The sequence below is a fragment of the Pyxidicoccus sp. M6 genome, from assembly GCF_055568925.1.
Genome location: NZ_CM145714.1, coordinates 588,890 through 604,886, shown reverse-complemented (window position 1 = coordinate 604,886; position 15,997 = coordinate 588,890). Strand labels below are relative to the sequence as shown.

Genomic DNA, 15,997 nt, shown 5'->3' with positions numbered 1-15,997 from the left:
CGGGGTTGCCCGAGCCCCTCGCGCTTGTCACAGTCATCGGGTGTCTCCCCCGCCTGCTGGCCCGCTCGCCACCCTGCCCTCCTACCTGCGCCACGACGACACCCGGTTCGACTCCATATGGCAGCTCGCGCCGGACGAGCTGGCCCCCCGGGAGGTGAGTGCCTTCCTGCGGCACGAGCTGCGCCCGTGGAAGACCCTCTTCCTCTACGTGGGCCGGACGGGCATCCACCTGCCCGCGGTCCACCGCTCGGAGATGGAGACCTGCCTTCCCGCCGAGGAGGACCGGCTCGCGGAGCAGCTCCTGTCCGCCCTCTCCGAAGGCGTGGCCCGGCACGTGGCCTCGGGCGCGCTCGACGTGAGCCTGAGCGGCGGCGTGGACAGCGCGACCTTGTGTGCCCTGGCCGCGCGCCATGCCCCGGGCCGCGTGCGCGCGTGGACCATGGATGTCCACTTCGCCGACGCGGCGGAGCGGAGCAACGCGAGGACGGTGGCGAACGCGGCGGGCGTGGAGCTGGTGGACGTGCCCATCCCCGACGCCGCGCTCCCGGACCTCTTCGAGCCCGCCGTGCTCAACAATGAGACGCCGTTCATCAACGCCCGCGCCGTCGCGAGCTACGCCTTCTATGCGGAGGCGCGGAAGCACGGTGCCTCGGTGATGCTGAGCGGTGCGGGAGCGGACGAGGTGCTCCAGGGCACGCCAGGAGCCCGCGTCTCCGCCCGGGAGCGCGTGAACGAGGACAGGCACCTCGCCGGACAGGTGCTGCGCCCTCAACCCGAGGGGGAGCTCCGGCCTCCATGGGAGCTGGACTCCCGGAAGTCCTCCGAAGAGGTCCGCTACGCGGCGTGGGTGCTCCACGAGCTGGTGCTCCCTCCCGAGCTCCGGGGCGCGCGCGCTCACGACCTCACCGTGCGCACGCCGTACCTGGACTCCGACTTCCTGGAGGTCGCACTGACGCTGCCCACGTCCGTCCTCGTGCGCGAAGGCGTGGGCAAGTGGCTCCTCCGCCACGCCGTGCGCGGGCTCATCCCCGACGAGGTCCGGCTCGCGCGCAAGACACCGCGCTACGCGCACACCGCCCTCTCCAGTCCCGTGCGCGAGCGCTGGCTGGAGCTGTACCGCGCGTGGCTCTCACCTGCTCGGCTGGAGTCGCTCGAGGTCATCGACCCCACCGCGGTGCTCTCCTTCCTGGACCGGTACACGCGTCTGGCGCCCGACGCTCCGGAGGCAGGTGGGATGGACCGGCTGTTGATGCGGCTCGTCTCCCTCGCCATGCTCCAGGCGCACTGCGCCTTCCTCACGTCATGTCACGAATCCTGATTGCCACGTCGCCCGAGAAGGGCCACCTCAACCCGATGATTGGCGTGGCGCAGTGGCTGCGCCGGCTGGGGCACACGGTGGGCTGGCTGTGCATCCCCGAGCCCGCGCCCCAGCTCGCGAAGCTCGGCGTGGAGGTGCTCCACCTGCCCCATCCCGAGGCTCCGGCCCCCGCCATCGAGACGGGTGGCGAGGCGCTGGCGCGGCTCGTCCTCGACGAGGTGGCGCTGGGGAAGTGGATTCGTGGCCTGCTCATCGACGCGGTGCCCGCACTGCTGGGGCCGGTGCGTGAAGTGGTGCGCAGCTTCCGACCGGACGTGCTGGCGCTGGATGGAATGCAGTACGCCGCCGTGCTCGCCGCGCACGACCTGAACATCCCGTGGGCCGGCGTGTCCTCCGCGCTGTCGCTGCTGGAGCCGCCCATGGACTACGGCCTGAAGCGCAACGTGCGAGCGCTGGCGGCGGAGAGACAAGCGCTGTTCACGCGCCACGGCTTCGACGCGAGCTTCCGCAACTGCGAGTCCCTGTCCCCGCGCCTCAACATCATCTTCGCCACCGAGGCCTTCCTCGGTCCGGACGCGGGGCTGCCACCGGCCACGCACCTCGTCGGCCCCTCGAAGCCGCTCACCGAGCGCGGTGACGAGGTGGAATTCCCCTGGGAGCGCCTGGGCACGAAGCCCGTGGTGTACGCGTCGTTCGGCAGCCAGATTTCATGGCAGCCCGAGCTGTTCCGCACCATCGCCGAGGCCGCAGCTCCGCTCGACGTCACGCTGGTGCTCAGCGCGGGCGAGCTGGCCGACACGGAGCTCTCCCGCTCGTTGCCCGGAGACGTGGTCGCCGTGCCGTACGTGCCGCAGCGGCAGTTGCTGGAGCGGACGTCCGCGTTCATCTCGCACGGCGGAGCCAACTCCGTCATGGAGGCGATGACCGCCGGAGTGCCGATGCTGCTGTTGCCCGTGTGCAACGACCAGCCCATCCAGGCGCACTTCCTCACGAAGTCCGGCGCGGGGCTGGCGTTGGAGCCGCGCACGCTGACGGTGGACGCGTGCCGCGCCGCGCTCCGGCAGCTCCTCGAGCCCGGCACGCCGCTGCGCCAGAAGGTGGCCGCCATCTCCGCGTCCTACCAGGCGCGTGACGGAGCGAAGGAAGCCGCCGAGCGCATCTCGGAGCTCGTGGCATGAGCCACGCCGCGCCAGGCTGGAGCCCCCGCCGCCACGTGCCCGAGGGCGTGTCGTCGCTGGAGGTGTGGAACCATCCAGTGCTCGGGCGCGAGCTGTGGGAGCTGCTCGGCACCGAGCGCGTGGAGCGGGACCGGCGCGCGGGAGTCCCCGAGTCGATGCTCGCCTTCCATCTGCTGCCCGTGCTCGCCGGAGCGCTGGCGGACCTGGTGCCCCGGCACGACGCGGACGCGGTGTGGCTGTGCGGCGGGCTGGCGTGTCTCGAAGGCTTCACGGAGCTGGTGGACGGAGCCACGGCGTCGCTCCCCTTCCCCGTGTACGTCGCCGAGGACCCGCGCTACGCGCCCGTGCACGCGGGCCTGCGACTGCTGGAGCCTCTGCGACCCAAGAGCCCGGTAGCGCTCGACGTGGGACAGACCAGCATCAAGTGCGCGAGCCCCGGAGCCCAGCGAATCTTCGAGCGGGACCTCACCACGCTCCCGTTCCTCCACATCGGCACGCCGCGCCCGGAGGATGGACGCCACGTGCGAGCGGCGGTGCGCTTCATCGGAGACGCGCTGCGCACGTTCGTGGAGCAGACCGCGACACCGGATGCGCTGTGCCTCGCCCTCCCGTGTCCGCTCGATGCCGCGCTCATGCCCGGAGGCTGCACGTACGGCTGGGAAGGCCACGCGCCGCTCGTGACGGACCTGCTCCGAGCCGCCGGGCTCCCCGGGAGCGGCACCGTGCTGGTGCTCAACGACGCGGAGCTGGCCGCCGAGGCCGCGCGCGGAGACACGCGGCTCGAAGACAGCCACCGCGTGCTGTGCCTCACGCTCGGCTTCGGCCCGGGCGGCGCGCTGCTCGTGCGCGGTTAGTGCAGGTCCAGCTCCTTCTTCGGACCCGGGTCGGGGCGCTGCTTCGTCACCAGCGCCTTCGCGGTGCTGAAGAGCACCTTGAGCTTGCCGCCCGCGGGGTGGACGTACTCGGCGTGCTCGGGGATGAAGCGCAGCAGCGCGATGTCGCCCTCATCCGGCCCCTTGGGGAACCACGGCTTCCACTCGGCCTCCCACAAGTCGTGGATGACCTTGCGGTCCCGGACGATTTCCACCGTGCCCGACACGGAGAGGTACGTGGAGGCGTTCTCGGTCGAGTGGAAGGCGAGCGAGCAGTGCGGGTCCGCCTCCAGGTCCTGCACCTTCTGCGTGTCCACCCAGGTGGCGAACCAGATTTCGGAGCCGGACTTGCGCTTCTTCGACAGGGCCATGGGCCGCGTGTGGAAGTGCCCGTCGGTGCCACGCGTGGTGAGGAGCGCCACGTCGTAGTCCTTGAGCAGGGACTCGAACTCCTGACGGTCTCCGGGAGCGACACCCTGCGCCGGCTTCGTCACGTTCTCACGCGTCTGTTCCATGGGCTCACCTCTCGTTCGGATTCGGGAATGCGTTTCGCGGAATCGGGATGGACCCAGGACAAGCTAGGAATGTCCTCGCGAGGTGCGAGCCACGGAGCAGGAGACACGGGCATCGCCCGCCAGGCCGGTTGGCAGTCCGGCCCACGTCTTGCTCACAATCAGGCGCATGAGACTGCTCCCCTGCCTCATCGTCCTCACGGGCCTCGCGTCCGCGTGCACCGCGCCCCAGACGCCCGCTGCGGCACCGGCGGCGGACACCGCTCCGCACACCGAGCCCCGCTATGTCGTGGGCCTGCTCCCGCTACAGGTCGCGTCGCCCGAGGCCGCTCTGGCTGCCCAGCTTCATGAGGAGCGCATCCGGACCGCGCTCCAGGGGCTCATCGCGAACACGCCGATGGAGGTGGTGTTCCCTCTCAACACGAGAGCGCTCGCCGGCATCGAAGAAGCGCGCACGCGCGCCGCCCAGGCGAAGGTGAACACGCTCGTCTGGGGAACGGTGTCATTCGATGGCGAGAAAATCACCATCCAGCTCAGCAGCTATGAGTCGACGGTGGACGCCATCTCCAGCTTCTGGCCCATGGAGTACCGCGACCAGGACCCGAAGGCCGGCGAGCAGCTCGAGCTGGATGCGCTGCGAATCGCGCAGGCCATCATGCAGGACTCACTGCTGCCGATGATGATGCGCTACCAGCCGTCGAACACGCGCGCGATGCTGGAGGCGCTGGTGTCGAAGCACCCGCAGGACTGGGTGGGCCTGAACCGCGACATCATCGAGCGCCGCTGGGGAATGCTGGGACGCCTGACGCGAGATGGAGCCCTGACGGAGAAGGGCTACCGGGGTGCGCTCGCGGACGTGGCCGCATGGCGAGCGAATCACGAGGCGACTCCGGGCACGAACGCGAAGGAGGCCTTCTACAGCGTGGGCCTCGCGAGGAGCTTCCTCCTGCAAGGGAAGCCGGAGGGCGCGGTGGAGACGCTGGAGCCCATCGTGAAGCGCATGCCCGAGGACGTGGAGTCACGGCTGGTGCTCGCCCGGGCGCACCTGGCGATGGGAGACACCACGCAGGCACCGGTGCTGCTGCAGTCGCTGGTGAATGAGGGCAAGAACCCCGCGGCCACGCGCATGTACGTGGCGGCGATGGCGCCGACGTACAGCGGCGCGGAGCTGACGAACACGGCGCTGAGCCGGCTCACGGAGAAGAATCCGGATGACGTCATGACCGCGCTGCTGCGCTATTTGACGGCGCCGGGAGCCGCGAAGGTGGCGGAGCTCAGGGCCTTCACGGCGGCACACGCCTCGGCGGACTGGCCGCTGCCGGTGGCGCGCCACCTCACGGGCGAGCTGGACGAGCAGGCTCTGTGGGCGGCGACGAAGGACGAGGACTCGCACACGGAGCGCCTCCGCCGAATCCAGGTGCACTACTACCTCGGCGAGGCAGCCCTGGCGGGGCGCCTGCCGGGGCACGAAGGCCACCCGGACAAGCGGGCCGCGCAGCGGCACTTCGAGGCCGCCATCGCCACGCACGCCTTCCACCATCCGACGTACGACTTGTCGGACTTCCAGCTCGAACAGCTCCGCCGGGGAGTCGTGGCCTCGGGACGCTGAGCGCCACTGCGCGGCTACCACCAGACAGGCGCGCGCTGGGGGACGAAGCGGGTGCAGTACCAGGAGGACAGCTCGTCCGCCGTCCGCTTCGGCAGTCCGTGCCCGGCGCGCAGCACGCCCAGGAAGCCATGCCATGAGACGACCCGGCCGTGCAGCTCCTCGATGCCACGGTGGAGCGCCCTGCGGTCATTGAGGACGGCCGTCACGTCCCCGTGGTGATACGCGTAGGCGATGACCGAGTGTTCACCGAGTCCCTCGGTCGGAGGTGGAAGCTGAAGCTGGACGAGCGTCCGTGCCTCGGGACTCTGCGGCGTCAGCATCAAGGGTGCGCCGGCGATGGCCCGCAGCATGTCCTCCGCCTCCTTCACCAACCTGGGAGCAGCCCCATTCAACCGGGCGTTGACGGTCAGCTCGTCCCAGACCGTGTCAGTGATGACGACGGGAAGCGGGCCCAGTCTTCCCAGAGTCATCGCGTGACCCGCCCGCTGGATGTTGGCCAGGATGTCCGTATCCACCACGTACCGCATCATGCAGAGAGAGCTCCTCGACGGAGCCTCCAAGCAACTCCCGTGCACGGCTGGCGGAGATGAGCTCTCGGGACCACACCTCCAGCGTCCTGCGCTCCAGGCCATCGAAGCGGGACCCGTCCTCGAAGCCCGTCAGCGGTGCCTCCTCCTGCGTGGTCAGCAGGGCCTCGACAGTCTCAACGGAGCGGAAGTAGCGGAGGTTGTAGAGGTGCCAGGCCATGGCCGCGAAGCTGAGGCCGAAGCGCGTCCGGGCCCGGGTGACCAGCCCCCTCGCTTGCGTGAGACCGTAGCCATCTGCGCTCGGCGGCCCCAGTTCCTCGCGTACGACCTCATCGGGCGCGAGCAGCATGGCCGCGAAGGCATTGGCCCGCTTCTCCTCGGGCGGGTTCTCCATCCAGAAGCCCGAGCTCTCGAAGCGTCCCTCGTCCGTGGTGACGCCACTCTCGGAGAGGTCGAGCAGTTGATGGGCCAGTTCGTGCGCGAGGACGAAGCGGTACACGGGCTCGCGCTCGATGCGGGTGCTGATGACAATCAGGCGTGCTCGCCCGGAGCGGCAGCTCGCGCCGAGCACCGAGGCATTCTCGAAGCGGTGCCGGAGGACGAGGATGTCGAAGCGGCCTTCCACCAGTCGCGTCAGCCCTCGCAGGGGGCCCTGACGCTCGGGGAGCAGAGCGCGCACCTGGAGCGCACTCGCGTAACCCGCGCGGTGAGCGTTCTTCGTGGGCGCGGCCTTCGGATGGAAACCGTCCGCGAGTCGCTCGACACGTAGGAGGTCTCCGAGCAACGAGAACGCCTGGGCCTTCTGGAGTCCTCGCGCGAGCGCCTCGCGGTCCCTCGGCGACAGTGAGACGCCCACGGAGCGTCCTTTCAACAAGACGCCGGGTTCCACGGGCGCCCGCTCCTGCGGAGCCGAGGTGTGCAGGAATGCCGTCGGAGCAACTCCGAGCGCACTGGCGAGCCGCGTGAGCGCTCCGGCACCCAGCGTTGCCTGTCCCTTCTCGAAGCCCTCGATGAGCCGGGCGGGGACCGCCGTCCGTTCACTCAGGGCCTCAATATCGAGCCCCGACTCCTTCCTTCGCCGCGACAGCCGCCGCCCCAGTTCCTTCAGAGCCTCTGCTTGAGTCTCCACGACCACGCCCTCCCTGATGTGCGGCTCGCGCCCGCACCAACGTCCTCCGCCACCCTGCCTACCTGCCACATCCTGCCTTCACACGAAAGTATAGGCAGTCCCTGACACAGCGACCCGACGCCCCGGGTGTTCCCTGACATGCAGTGCCGGCAACAGGGCCGCATTCCTGTTCAGCAGCGATTGCAGTGAATTCCTCCTGACCTGGTAGCCTGGTCGAGTCCCGGCGCCGAGCCGGTTCCCCATGCACCAGGACCCCGACTGGCCCATCCGTGTCGCCGCTTTCGACGCCCTGCAGCGGTTGGTGCGGCAGTACGGCGAGGTCCTCCCGTGGGAGATCATCGACGCGGGCTTCACGTACCAGGGCGAGACGCTCCACTTCGCCAACCGGGCGCGCGGCATCTTCTGGCCCCGGCACATGCGCGAGTCGGCGCTGTCCATCAAGACCACGGTGCCACGCCAGGGCCGCGAGGCCCGGTATGACGACCTGCACTCGGACGAAGGCTTCCTCTACCGGTTCCAGGGCACGGACATCGAAGCCCGGGACAACCGCCGGCTCGTCCGCGCCATGGAGTTGGATGCGCCGCTCATCTACTTCTACGGCATCGAGCCCGGCGCCTACCGTCCCATCTGGCCCGTCTACATCTCCGAGGTGGACCCGTCCGCGTTGACCTTCACGGTCGTGTCGGCCGCGCCGGAAGCGCCGGTGAAGGAGCCGGGCCGCTATGCAGCGGACGCAAAGCTGCTAAGCCTGGAGCGGCGCTACGCGACAGTGCAGGTGAAGAAACGGCTGCACCAGGTGGCCTTCCGCCAGCACGTGCTGCGCGCCTACGAGCAGCGCTGCGCGGTGTGCCGCTTCCCGCGGACGGAACTGCTCGACGCGGCGCACATCCTCCCGGACCGCGACGTGCGAGGCCGTCCCGAGGTGCCCAACGGGCTCTCCCTGTGCAAGCTCCACCACGGTGCCTTCGACGCGGACCTGCTGGGCATCCGGCCGGACGGCATCATCGAGATTGCGCAGCGCCTGCTCGACGAGCACGACGGCCCCACGCTGGAGCACGGCCTCAAGGGCTTCTCGGGCAAGCCGCTCGGAATGCTGCCCGAGGCCACGGAATTGCGCCCGCGCGGTGAGTACCTGGAGGAGCGCTACGAGCGCTTCCGCAAGGCGGGTTGACGTCACTGCTGGACGGTCCACTCGCTCATAGAGGCCCCGAATCGTTGCCGCCCCCTCCATGCTCGGGCATGGTTCGGCACGACCGCGGGGCAAGGAATGCTGGAACGAATCGAAATCGAGAACCTCGGCTCCATCCAGAGGGCATCTCTCACCTTCAGCCCTCTGACGGTGCTCGTCGGAGCGAATGCTTCTGGCAAGACCACCGTGATGCGCGGCATCGAGCTCTTCGCGGCCTTGCGGCGGGACTCACTCCAGGCCGCGACCTATGCGGGGCAGCCCCTGCTGAGTGAGGGTTGGCCAACGCTGCTCCACAAAGGTGAAGTCGACAGGCGGCTCATCTTCCGAGCATCGGTTCAGCAGGACTCGTCAGAGCCCGACTTCGAGATGCAGTTGGGCATCGACTGGGAACGGCTCCGCGAAAGCATCACCTCGGGCCAACCGCACCCCGGCCTTCCCGAGCCAGAGTTCCTCCAGGAGAGACTCCGTGACCCGCGAGGCGGCTGGGTTGAAGCCGGCCGGCATCCCTACAATCTGCGGACCGTCAAGATGTCCCTCGTGGCGCCCCGGGCTGCATCCATTGCCACTGCCATCTCGGGGCTGGCAACCATTCCCCTGGTGGGAGAGGAGCTCGCAGGGCTGCCCCAGTTCCTGGAGACCTTCGGCACCGCCCGGTACTTCCGGCCCAGTAGCGCCGCGATGCTCGCTCCGGGAGAGGACACAGAGGTCCAGCCCGCGGGCGAGGGCTTCGTCGCCGCGCTGGCCGCCTTGCAGAACCGAGAGGTGGAGCGGTTCAACGCCGTTGAGCAGAACCTGCGCAACCTCTTCCCACACATCCAGCACATCCGCTTCGAGGTGGACAAGAAGAACGTCCGCCGCCTCGTGTTCCAGACCCATCGCTCCACGCGGCTGACTCCCGCGAGCCTTGAAGCGGACGGCGTGCTGACCACCCTCTTCCTGCTCTGGGCCGGCGCGACGACTCCTGCGCACGGCACGCTGCTCATCGACGAGCCCGAAGCCGCCCTCCATCCGCACCTGATGGGCCGGCGCATCGAGTTCCTCCGCTCGCTCGCGAACGGCGACTTCACCGGGCATCCGCTCCGCGTCGTGGTCGCGACCCAGTCGGTCGACTTCGTGCGGTGGCTGGATATCTCGGAGCTTCGCGTCGTCGAGTACGGCCCCGAGACGGGGACACTCGTCCACGCCATCCCGGACTCCGAAACGCTCCGAACCCTCACGGAGAAGTTCCAGGCGAACGCTGGAGACCTCTGGTACTCGGGCGCCATCGGAGGCACGCCGGGGACGAGTGAATGAAGCGTCCCTTCCGCATCGTCGTCCTCGGCGAGGGCAAGGACGAACGCGGCGCGCCGCGCACCATCCCTCCATTCCAGCCCGTCCCTCACGCCCAGCAGGGCGCAATGGAGATTCTCGTCCGCCGAGCGCTCTACCCTTTGCTGAACGACGAACACCCCTGGCATCGCGGACTCGCACACAGCGACGGCATCCAGGTCCTCCAACCCCCATCCCCGCGCCTGCCACGTGCTCCGGGGATGGTGGAGGTGCTCGCAAATCCGAATGCGCTGGCGCCCCTGGTCTCCGCCGCCCTCCGTCCCGTGCGAGGCACCGCACCCGCCGACCTTCTCATCGCCACGCATGATGGAGAGGACGCGGATGCCACCATCCGCGCCGTCGGCGTCGTCAACATCAGTCTCGAGACTCGCGTACCCCTGCTGCGCCCCATGCCCGAAATCCAGGCCTGGCTGACGCGGAAACGAGCCATCGAGCAGGTCTATGGCCGCGAGTACTGCACCGTCCCCGAGCCGGACGAGGAAGCCCTGAAGCGTGATGCCAAGGCCGAGCTGCAGCGCCTGCTCAAGACGTTCCATGGCACCTTCAGCGCCACCCGGCAGGCCCAGCTCGCCGAGTATGTCTCCATCGAAGACCTGACCCGCTTCGAATGGACGGGCTGGAACGAGGCAGGCGAGGAACTCAGGGCCGCGTACGCAGCGGAACTGCTCCATCGGAGCAAGTAGCCCACCCGAACCACCAGCCCCCTCCCCCGGATGGCCAGCCGGCCTACCCGAATGGGTAGCTCCTTCTCCTGCCCGGTCCGCCGATGTGGCGCCTTTTCGAGGCCTTTACCTTCACCCTCGAAAGGAAACCGCCATGTCCACCGACCTCCAGTCCCTCTCCCAGTCCCTCGCCGCCATCGTCGAGCGCGTTGCCCCCAGCATCGTCCGCGTCGAGGCCCGCCGCCGCCGCGGCGCCTCGGGCATCGTCTGGAGCTCCGAGGGCCACATCCTCACCACCAGCCACGCCGTCGAGCACGAAGGCCACATCCAGGTCGGCCTCGCCGACGGCCGCACCGTCTCCGCCGAGCTCATCGGCCGCGACCCGAGCACCGACCTCGCCCTCCTCAAGGCCGACGTCTCCAACGTAACCCCCATCCCCGCCGCTCCGCTCGATGACGTGAAGGTCGGCCACCTCGCCGTCACCGTGGCCCGTCCGGGCCGCACCGCGCGCGCCACGCTCGGAATGGTCAGCACCCACGGCGAGGGCTGGCGCACCCACGCCGGTGGCAAGGTGGACCGCTACCTCGAAACCGACGCGGACCTCCCGCCCGGCTTCTCCGGCGGCGCGCTCGTGGACACGCAGGGCCGTCTCATCGGACTGCTCACCGCGGCCTTCTCGCGCACGGCCGCCGTCGTCATCCCCAACGACACCCTCACCCGCGTGGCGAGCACCCTCAAGGAGCACGGCGGCGTGCGCCGGGGCTACCTCGGCGTGGGTGCGTATCCCGTGCGCATCCCCCAGCACCTCGTGGAGCGCTCCGGCACCGAGGCGGGCCTCGTCTTCCTCTCCGTCGACCCGGACGGCCCCGCGCACAAGGCGGGGCTGCTCCTCGGCGACGTGCTGGTGAGCCTCGGTGGCCAGTCACTGCACCGCGTGGAGGACCTGCTCGGCTACCTGGGCGACGAGAAGGTGGGCACCACCGTCCCCGCTCGCATCCTCCGCGCCGGTGAGTTGCGCGAGGTGCCCATCACCATCGGCAAGCGCGCGTGAAGGGAAAGGACGACACGATGAAACTCCTGCAGCAGTTCTCCGATGACCTGGAGTCCCTCGTGGCGAAGGCCTCGCCCGCCGTGGTGGGCGTGGAGCACTCGCGAGGCCACGGCACCGGGCTCTTCCTGACGCCGGACGGCTACGTCCTCACCAACCGCCACGTGGTGATGCGCAACCCGCGAGGCCTCACCGTGCAGCTCTCCAACGGCGAAGAGCTCCGGGGCACGCTCGTGGGTGGAGACGCGCCCACGGACCTCGCCGTGGTCCGCGCCGAGGGCACGGACTTCCCCACCCTGCCACTGGCCGACCCGCGGTCCGTCCGCGTGGGCCAGTTGGTCATGGCGATTGGAAACCCGTTCCGGCTGGAGCAGTCGGTGTCGATGGGCGTGGTGAGCGCCATCAACCGCAGCCTCACGCTACCCAACGGCGTGGTGCTGGAAGGCATGCTCCAGACGGACGCCGCCATCAACCCGGGCAACTCGGGCGGGCCGCTCGTCAACGCGCGCGGAGAGGTGGTGGGGCTCAACACGCTGGTGCTGCCGTACGCACAGGGCATCGGCTTCGCGGTGGGAGCGGCGACGGCGGCGTGGGTGGCCAGCCTGCTCATCCAGCGCGGCAAGGTGGAGCGGCGCTTCCTCGGCATCGCGGCCACGGCGGTGAACCTGGACTCGCGGCTCGCGGAGGACACGGGGCAGCCGCGCGCGGTGAAGGTGCTCAAGGTGCAGGACGGCACGCCCGCTCACGACGCGGGACTCCAGGTGGATGACCTCCTCCTGGCCATCAACCGCAAGACGGTGTCGAGCGTGGATGACCTCCAGCGCCTCATGGCCCTGGCCACGGACGAGGAGGTGACGCTGGACATCCTGCGCAAGGGAGGCGGGCGAAAGAAGGTCTCCGCGCGCACCCGCCCGCGCGCCGAGCCCGTGGCCGCTTGAGCCACAGGCGCCACCCGGCGTCCTCCTCTTCTCCCATCGGGAGGAGCCATGGACTTCAGGGAGCTCGCCTGGGTGGCGTTCCTGCTGTTTCTCCGCTGGGCCGTCGCGGGGTTCTCTTCAAGGCGGACCGAGCAGACTCGCGGCGGAATCGCTAGACTGCGAGCGACGGCACCGCCATGGCCGATGCTCCTCACAGACGCTCGCTGGGCCACTCCCTCAAGGAGGCTGGCAAGGCGGTCCGCGGCATCATCGCCGCGGCCGGAATGCTCCTGCTGCTCAAGCTCATTCCCTTCTGCAACCACCTCCTCTTCGCGGAGCAGTCGAGGTCGAGCCTGGCCCGGCAGGACCTCCTCGTGCTCGAGACGGCCTTGAAACAATACACCCAGCGCACGGGCCAGCTCCCGACGGAGGAGGCATGGCCCACGCTGGTGAAGGCGACACTCGTGGAGCGTGAGCCGGTGGACCCGTGGAACAATCCCTACCGCCTCTCCATCGCGGAGGACGGAAAGGCCGAGGTGACGAGCCTCGGCGCCGACGGCCAACCCGGCGGAGAGGACTCGAACGCGGACCTCGTGCGCGGCTTCCAGCTCGTCATCTCTCCACGCTGAAGCGACGCACTACTTGAACGCGGCGGCGTGCCTGCGCGCCCAGGCCTCGAACGTCCCCGGCTCGCGGCCCAGCAGGTTGCGCACGGTGTCCGTCACCGTAGCCGTCCGGCCCGCCTTCATGTTCGCCAGCAAATCCATCAGCGCGTCCACGTAGACGGGAGGAATGCCAGCGCCCGTCATGGCCTGCTTCGCGGCGTCGGGCGGCACGTCCACGAACTTCACCTCGCGGCCCAGGGCCTTCGTCAGCGCCGCGGCCTGCTCCGCGCCGGACAGGGCCTGCGGTCCGGTCAGCGTGTAGGCCTTGCCCTCGTGGCCCGGCTCGGTGAGCGCCTTCACCGCCACCGCGCCGATGTCCGCCGGGTCGATGACGGACGTCTTCCCCTCTCCCGTGGGCTGGTAGAAGGCGCCCTGCCCCTTGATGGTGTCGCGGTTGTTGAACATGTTGCTCATGAAGTTGACGGGCCGGAGGAACGTCCACGTCAGGCCGGACGCCTCCAGCTTCTTCTCCACGGGGCGGTGCCAGCGGCCGAAGGTGAGCGACTCCTCCTGCGCGCCGAGCACCGACAGCTTCACCACGTGCTTCACGCCGGCCTTCTTCGCGGCGTCGACGGCCTTCGCCTCCAGCACCTGCCCGTCCACGCCGGAGCCGACGAGGAACAACTTCTCCACACCCTGCATCGCGCGCTCCAGCGACGCGGGGTCTCCGAGGTCACCCTTCACGAGGTCGGCCTTGCCCTCGAACTCGCGCGCCTTGGCCGGGTCCCTCACCAGGAGGCGGGGCCGGATGCCCTTCGCGATGAGCTGCCGCGTGACTTCGCCGCCGATGGTGCCCGTCGCTCCGGTCACCAGAATCGTGCCTGCCATGCCTGCCTCCTCGTGAGAGTGATGCGCTCACGTGAAGACATTGCGGCCCCCGTGACAATCGTGCCGGGGGCCGGATGTCCGCCACTGACTACGGATGCGCGCCCGCGTGCTCGGGCCGGTTCTCCACGAAGAGCTCGTCCACGAAGCACCACAGCCACTCCTCGCCGGGCTGGAAGGACTGGATGACGGGGTGCTTCGTCTTGTGGAAGTGCTTCGTCGCGTGCTTGTTCGGGGAATCGTCACAGCACCCCACGTGGCCGCAGGACAGGCAGCGTCGCAGGTGCACCCATTCGTCCCCCGTCTTCAGGCACTCCTCGCAGCCCTCTGGCGTCCGGGGCGCGGGGTCTCCCGCCATCTCCACGTGGTCGCAGGTCTCGGCCATGGTCCACCTCCATGAAGGCAACGGCCTTCTCCACACCGTACGCACGCAGGAAGCGCGCTTCATCCTCGGCATCCGGGCAGCCGGGCCCATGGCCTCGCGTACGCTCCGAATCACGCGGTTTCGTGGCCCCAGGCGTGGCGTGCCCGAGAGCGCGTCTCCACGCTTGAGCCATGGCCCCCGACATCCCGGCCCCCTCCTCCTCCGTGGACTATGCGAGCAAGCGCGGCCGGGGCGTGCTGCTCGCCAGTGTCCTCGGCAGCGGCATGGCGTTCCTCGACGGCACCGCCGTCAACGTGGCCCTGCCGGCCATCGGCCGTGAACTGGGCGCGGGCATGGCCGGCCTCCAGTGGGCGGTGGACGCGTACCTGCTCACCCTCGGCGCCTGGGTGCTCACGGGCGGCGCACTGGGAGACGCGTGGGGACAGCGGCGCGTCTTCCTCATCGGCCTGATGGCCTTCGCCGGCACGTCCGTGCTGTGCGGACTCTCACCGAATGTCTGGACGCTCGCCGTGTTCCGTGCGGCACAGGGCGTGGGGGCCGCGCTGCTCGTGCCCGCGAGCCTCGCGCTGCTGCGCACCTCGTTCCCCGAGGCGGACCGTCAGCGCGCCGTGTCCGCGTGGGCGGGACTGTCCGGTGTCACCTCGGCGGTGGGGCCGCTGCTCGGTGGCTGGCTGGTGGACGCGGCCTCGTGGCGGCTCGTGTTCTTCCTCAACGTGCCCGTGGGGGCGCTCGCCGTCTGGATGGCACTGCGCCATGTGCCGAACGATGCGCCGACGAGGGACTCGCGCAGGTTGGACATCACCGGTTCGATGACGGCGGCGCTCGGGTTGGGCGGCATCATCTACGCGCTCATCGAGGGCCCCGCGCATGGCTGGACTGCGCCCACCATCCTCGCGGCCGTGGGCGGCGCGGCGTTGCTCATCGCCTTCGTCTTCGTGGAGGCGCGGCAGCGGCACCCGATGCTGCCACTGCACCTCTTCCACTCACGTACCTTCTCGGGAGCGAACCTCACCACGATCGCGGTGTACTTCGCGCTGGGAGGCGCCATCTTCCTCGTGGTGCTCGCGCTGCAGCAGGAGCTCGGGTACTCGGCGCTCGCGGCCGGGGGCTCGCTGCTGCCGGTGACACTGTTGATGCTCGCGCTGTCACCGGTGGTGGGGCGGCTCGCGGGGCGCATCGGCGCGCGGCCGATGATGACGGTGGGGCCGGTGCTCGCGGGCGTGGGGCTGGCGCTCCTCACGCTGATGCGGCAGGGCGGAGGCTACGTGGACACGGTATTGCCCGGCGTCGTCGTGCTGGGCCTGGGGCTGGCCGTCACGGTGGGCCCGCTCACCGCCGTGGTGCTGGGCGCGGTGGAGGACCGGTACGCGGGCATCGCCTCGGGCGTGAACAACGCGGTGGCGCGCATCGCCGGCCTGCTCGCGGTGGCACTGCTGCCGCTGCTGGGCGGACTGAGCGGGAGCTCGGGTGCGGACTTCCTCGAAGGCACACGGCGCGCGCTCTGGGTGTCCGCGGGGCTGTGCTTCGTGGGTGCCGTGGTCGCGCTGCTCACGATTCCGCGCGAGGCTGGCCGCGCGAAGAAGGAAGGCCCAGCACCGCCGCCGCGCCCTTCACGCGAGAAGCGACAGCCTGGAGTATCGCCTCGGGAGCAACACGCGTAGGAACCGGCCTCGGAGCAGGCGGGCCCCAGGGGCGAGACCTCGCCGCGCCCCGGAGGCCTGTCGCGCTTCAGCGATGACGGTCGTTCTTGTCGCTCAGCGGAGGCGACTCGCGCGCGGGTGCGGTGCCCTTCTCGGCGCCTTGGCCGCCAATCCCCTTCTGGAGGATGCGGT

At 69.8% G+C, this 15,997-nt stretch carries 16 protein-coding genes; 11 read left to right on the top strand and 5 right to left on the bottom strand.

Features of this window, described 5'->3' with window-relative positions; all coding sequences use genetic code 11:
• Positions 1–40: 40 nt before the first annotated feature.
• The 3 genes from ACVTJA_RS02505 to ACVTJA_RS02495 are packed head-to-tail and all read left to right on the top strand — an operon-like array spanning position 41 to position 3,350.
• Entirely contained in the window at positions 41–1,318 is a 1,278-nt protein-coding gene (locus ACVTJA_RS02505; protein WP_465833466.1) for an asparagine synthase-related protein, read from the top strand.
• Positions 1,303–2,496, top strand: coding sequence for a glycosyltransferase (locus tag ACVTJA_RS02500; protein ID WP_465833464.1), 1,194 nt, complete (start codon positions 1,303–1,305; stop codon positions 2,494–2,496). Before ACVTJA_RS02505 ends, ACVTJA_RS02500 begins: the two co-directional genes overlap by 16 nt.
• Positions 2,493–3,350, top strand: a complete 858-nt coding sequence (locus ACVTJA_RS02495; RefSeq protein WP_465833462.1) for an ROK family protein — start codon at positions 2,493–2,495, stop codon at positions 3,348–3,350. The genes ACVTJA_RS02500 and ACVTJA_RS02495 overlap by 4 nt, the downstream gene beginning before the upstream one ends.
• On the opposite strand, the gene ACVTJA_RS02490 is transcribed toward ACVTJA_RS02495, so the two are convergent.
• Positions 3,347–3,883 carry a pyridoxamine 5'-phosphate oxidase family protein gene (locus tag ACVTJA_RS02490; RefSeq protein ID WP_465833461.1) on the bottom strand — a complete coding sequence of 179 codons (537 nt, stop codon included), beginning with the start codon at positions 3,881–3,883 and terminating at the stop codon, positions 3,347–3,349. The two genes, ACVTJA_RS02495 and ACVTJA_RS02490, sit on opposite strands and share 4 nt — an antisense overlap.
• A gap of 166 nt (positions 3,884–4,049) precedes the next feature.
• Here ACVTJA_RS02490 and ACVTJA_RS02485 point away from each other — a divergent pair, with 166 nt between their 5' ends.
• Positions 4,050–5,489 (top strand): tetratricopeptide repeat protein, encoded by a 1,440-nt coding sequence (locus ACVTJA_RS02485; protein ID WP_465833459.1) that lies wholly within the window; start codon positions 4,050–4,052, stop codon positions 5,487–5,489.
• Between the two features lie 14 nt (positions 5,490–5,503).
• On the opposite strand, the gene ACVTJA_RS02480 is transcribed toward ACVTJA_RS02485, so the two are convergent.
• Together ACVTJA_RS02480 and ACVTJA_RS02475 are read right to left on the bottom strand one after the other, a co-directional pair.
• Positions 5,504–5,959, bottom strand: a complete 456-nt coding sequence (locus ACVTJA_RS02480) for a hypothetical protein (RefSeq protein ID WP_465833457.1) — start codon at positions 5,957–5,959, stop codon at positions 5,504–5,506.
• Positions 5,916–7,145: a helix-turn-helix domain-containing protein gene (locus ACVTJA_RS02475; protein ID WP_465833456.1), complete on the bottom strand. Its 1,230-nt coding sequence runs from the start codon at positions 7,143–7,145 to the stop codon at positions 5,916–5,918. The genes ACVTJA_RS02480 and ACVTJA_RS02475 overlap by 44 nt, the downstream gene beginning before the upstream one ends.
• Positions 7,146–7,386: 241 nt before the next feature.
• On the opposite strand from ACVTJA_RS02475, the gene ACVTJA_RS02470 reads away from it, so the two are divergent.
• The 6 genes from ACVTJA_RS02470 to ACVTJA_RS02445 all read left to right on the top strand — a co-directional run bounded on the left by ACVTJA_RS02470 (position 7,387) and on the right by ACVTJA_RS02445 (position 12,919).
• Positions 7,387–8,316, top strand: a complete 930-nt coding sequence (locus ACVTJA_RS02470) for an HNH endonuclease (RefSeq protein ID WP_465833454.1) — start codon at positions 7,387–7,389, stop codon at positions 8,314–8,316.
• 96 nt (positions 8,317–8,412) lie between these two features.
• The gene (locus tag ACVTJA_RS02465) at positions 8,413–9,627 is read left to right on the top strand and encodes an AAA family ATPase (protein WP_465833452.1); all 1,215 of its coding nucleotides are present in this window, start codon (positions 8,413–8,415) and stop codon (positions 9,625–9,627) included.
• The gene (locus ACVTJA_RS02460; protein ID WP_465833451.1) at positions 9,624–10,346 is read left to right on the top strand and encodes a hypothetical protein; all 723 of its coding nucleotides are present in this window, start codon (positions 9,624–9,626) and stop codon (positions 10,344–10,346) included. Before ACVTJA_RS02465 ends, ACVTJA_RS02460 begins: the two co-directional genes overlap by 4 nt.
• Positions 10,347–10,479: 133 nt before the next feature.
• Complete coding sequence (locus ACVTJA_RS02455; protein WP_465833449.1) at positions 10,480–11,376, top strand: S1C family serine protease; 897 nt, start codon at positions 10,480–10,482, stop codon at positions 11,374–11,376.
• 17 nt (positions 11,377–11,393) lie between these two features.
• The gene (locus ACVTJA_RS02450; RefSeq protein WP_465833447.1) at positions 11,394–12,311 is read left to right on the top strand and encodes a S1C family serine protease; all 918 of its coding nucleotides are present in this window, start codon (positions 11,394–11,396) and stop codon (positions 12,309–12,311) included.
• Positions 12,312–12,487: 176 nt separating this feature from the next.
• The gene (locus ACVTJA_RS02445) at positions 12,488–12,919 is read left to right on the top strand and encodes a type II secretion system protein GspG (RefSeq protein WP_465833446.1); all 432 of its coding nucleotides are present in this window, start codon (positions 12,488–12,490) and stop codon (positions 12,917–12,919) included.
• Positions 12,920–12,928: 9 nt separating this feature from the next.
• Here ACVTJA_RS02445 and ACVTJA_RS02440 read toward each other — a convergent pair whose 3' ends face one another.
• The gene (locus tag ACVTJA_RS02440; RefSeq protein ID WP_465833444.1) at positions 12,929–13,783 is read right to left on the bottom strand and encodes an SDR family oxidoreductase; all 855 of its coding nucleotides are present in this window, start codon (positions 13,781–13,783) and stop codon (positions 12,929–12,931) included.
• Between the two features lie 88 nt (positions 13,784–13,871).
• A complete protein-coding gene (locus ACVTJA_RS02435) occupies positions 13,872–14,165 on the bottom strand; it encodes a ubiquitin carboxyl-terminal hydrolase 14 (RefSeq protein WP_465833442.1) in 294 nt (97 codons plus the stop codon).
• Between the two features lie 170 nt (positions 14,166–14,335).
• Here ACVTJA_RS02435 and ACVTJA_RS02430 point away from each other — a divergent pair, with 170 nt between their 5' ends.
• Positions 14,336–15,826, top strand: coding sequence for a DHA2 family efflux MFS transporter permease subunit (locus ACVTJA_RS02430; RefSeq protein ID WP_465833440.1), 1,491 nt, complete (start codon positions 14,336–14,338; stop codon positions 15,824–15,826).
• The last annotated feature ends 171 nt before the right edge of the window (positions 15,827–15,997 follow it).

Excerpts from the sequence above, each read along its gene's own strand:
- ACVTJA_RS02500 (WP_465833464.1), top strand. The coding sequence starts at position 1,303 with ATGTCACGAATCCTGATTGCCACGTCGCCCGAGAAGGGCCACCTCAAC.
- ACVTJA_RS02495 (WP_465833462.1), top strand. The coding sequence starts at position 2,493 with ATGAGCCACGCCGCGCCAGGCTGGAGCCCCCGCCGCCACGTGCCCGAG.
- ACVTJA_RS02490 (WP_465833461.1), bottom strand. The coding sequence starts at position 3,883 with ATGGAACAGACGCGTGAGAACGTGACGAAGCCGGCGCAGGGTGTCGCT.
- ACVTJA_RS02485 (WP_465833459.1), top strand. The coding sequence starts at position 4,050 with ATGAGACTGCTCCCCTGCCTCATCGTCCTCACGGGCCTCGCGTCCGCG.
- ACVTJA_RS02480 (WP_465833457.1), bottom strand. The coding sequence starts at position 5,959 with ATGACTCTGGGAAGACTGGGCCCGCTTCCCGTCGTCATCACTGACACG.
- ACVTJA_RS02470 (WP_465833454.1), top strand. The coding sequence starts at position 7,387 with ATGCACCAGGACCCCGACTGGCCCATCCGTGTCGCCGCTTTCGACGCC.
- ACVTJA_RS02465 (WP_465833452.1), top strand. The coding sequence starts at position 8,413 with ATGCTGGAACGAATCGAAATCGAGAACCTCGGCTCCATCCAGAGGGCA.
- ACVTJA_RS02460 (WP_465833451.1), top strand. The coding sequence starts at position 9,624 with ATGAAGCGTCCCTTCCGCATCGTCGTCCTCGGCGAGGGCAAGGACGAA.
- ACVTJA_RS02455 (WP_465833449.1), top strand. The coding sequence starts at position 10,480 with ATGTCCACCGACCTCCAGTCCCTCTCCCAGTCCCTCGCCGCCATCGTC.
- ACVTJA_RS02450 (WP_465833447.1), top strand. The coding sequence starts at position 11,394 with ATGAAACTCCTGCAGCAGTTCTCCGATGACCTGGAGTCCCTCGTGGCG.
- ACVTJA_RS02445 (WP_465833446.1), top strand. The coding sequence starts at position 12,488 with ATGGCCGATGCTCCTCACAGACGCTCGCTGGGCCACTCCCTCAAGGAG.
- ACVTJA_RS02440 (WP_465833444.1), bottom strand. The coding sequence starts at position 13,783 with ATGGCAGGCACGATTCTGGTGACCGGAGCGACGGGCACCATCGGCGGC.
- ACVTJA_RS02435 (WP_465833442.1), bottom strand. The coding sequence starts at position 14,165 with ATGGCCGAGACCTGCGACCACGTGGAGATGGCGGGAGACCCCGCGCCC.
- ACVTJA_RS02430 (WP_465833440.1), top strand. The coding sequence starts at position 14,336 with ATGGCCCCCGACATCCCGGCCCCCTCCTCCTCCGTGGACTATGCGAGC.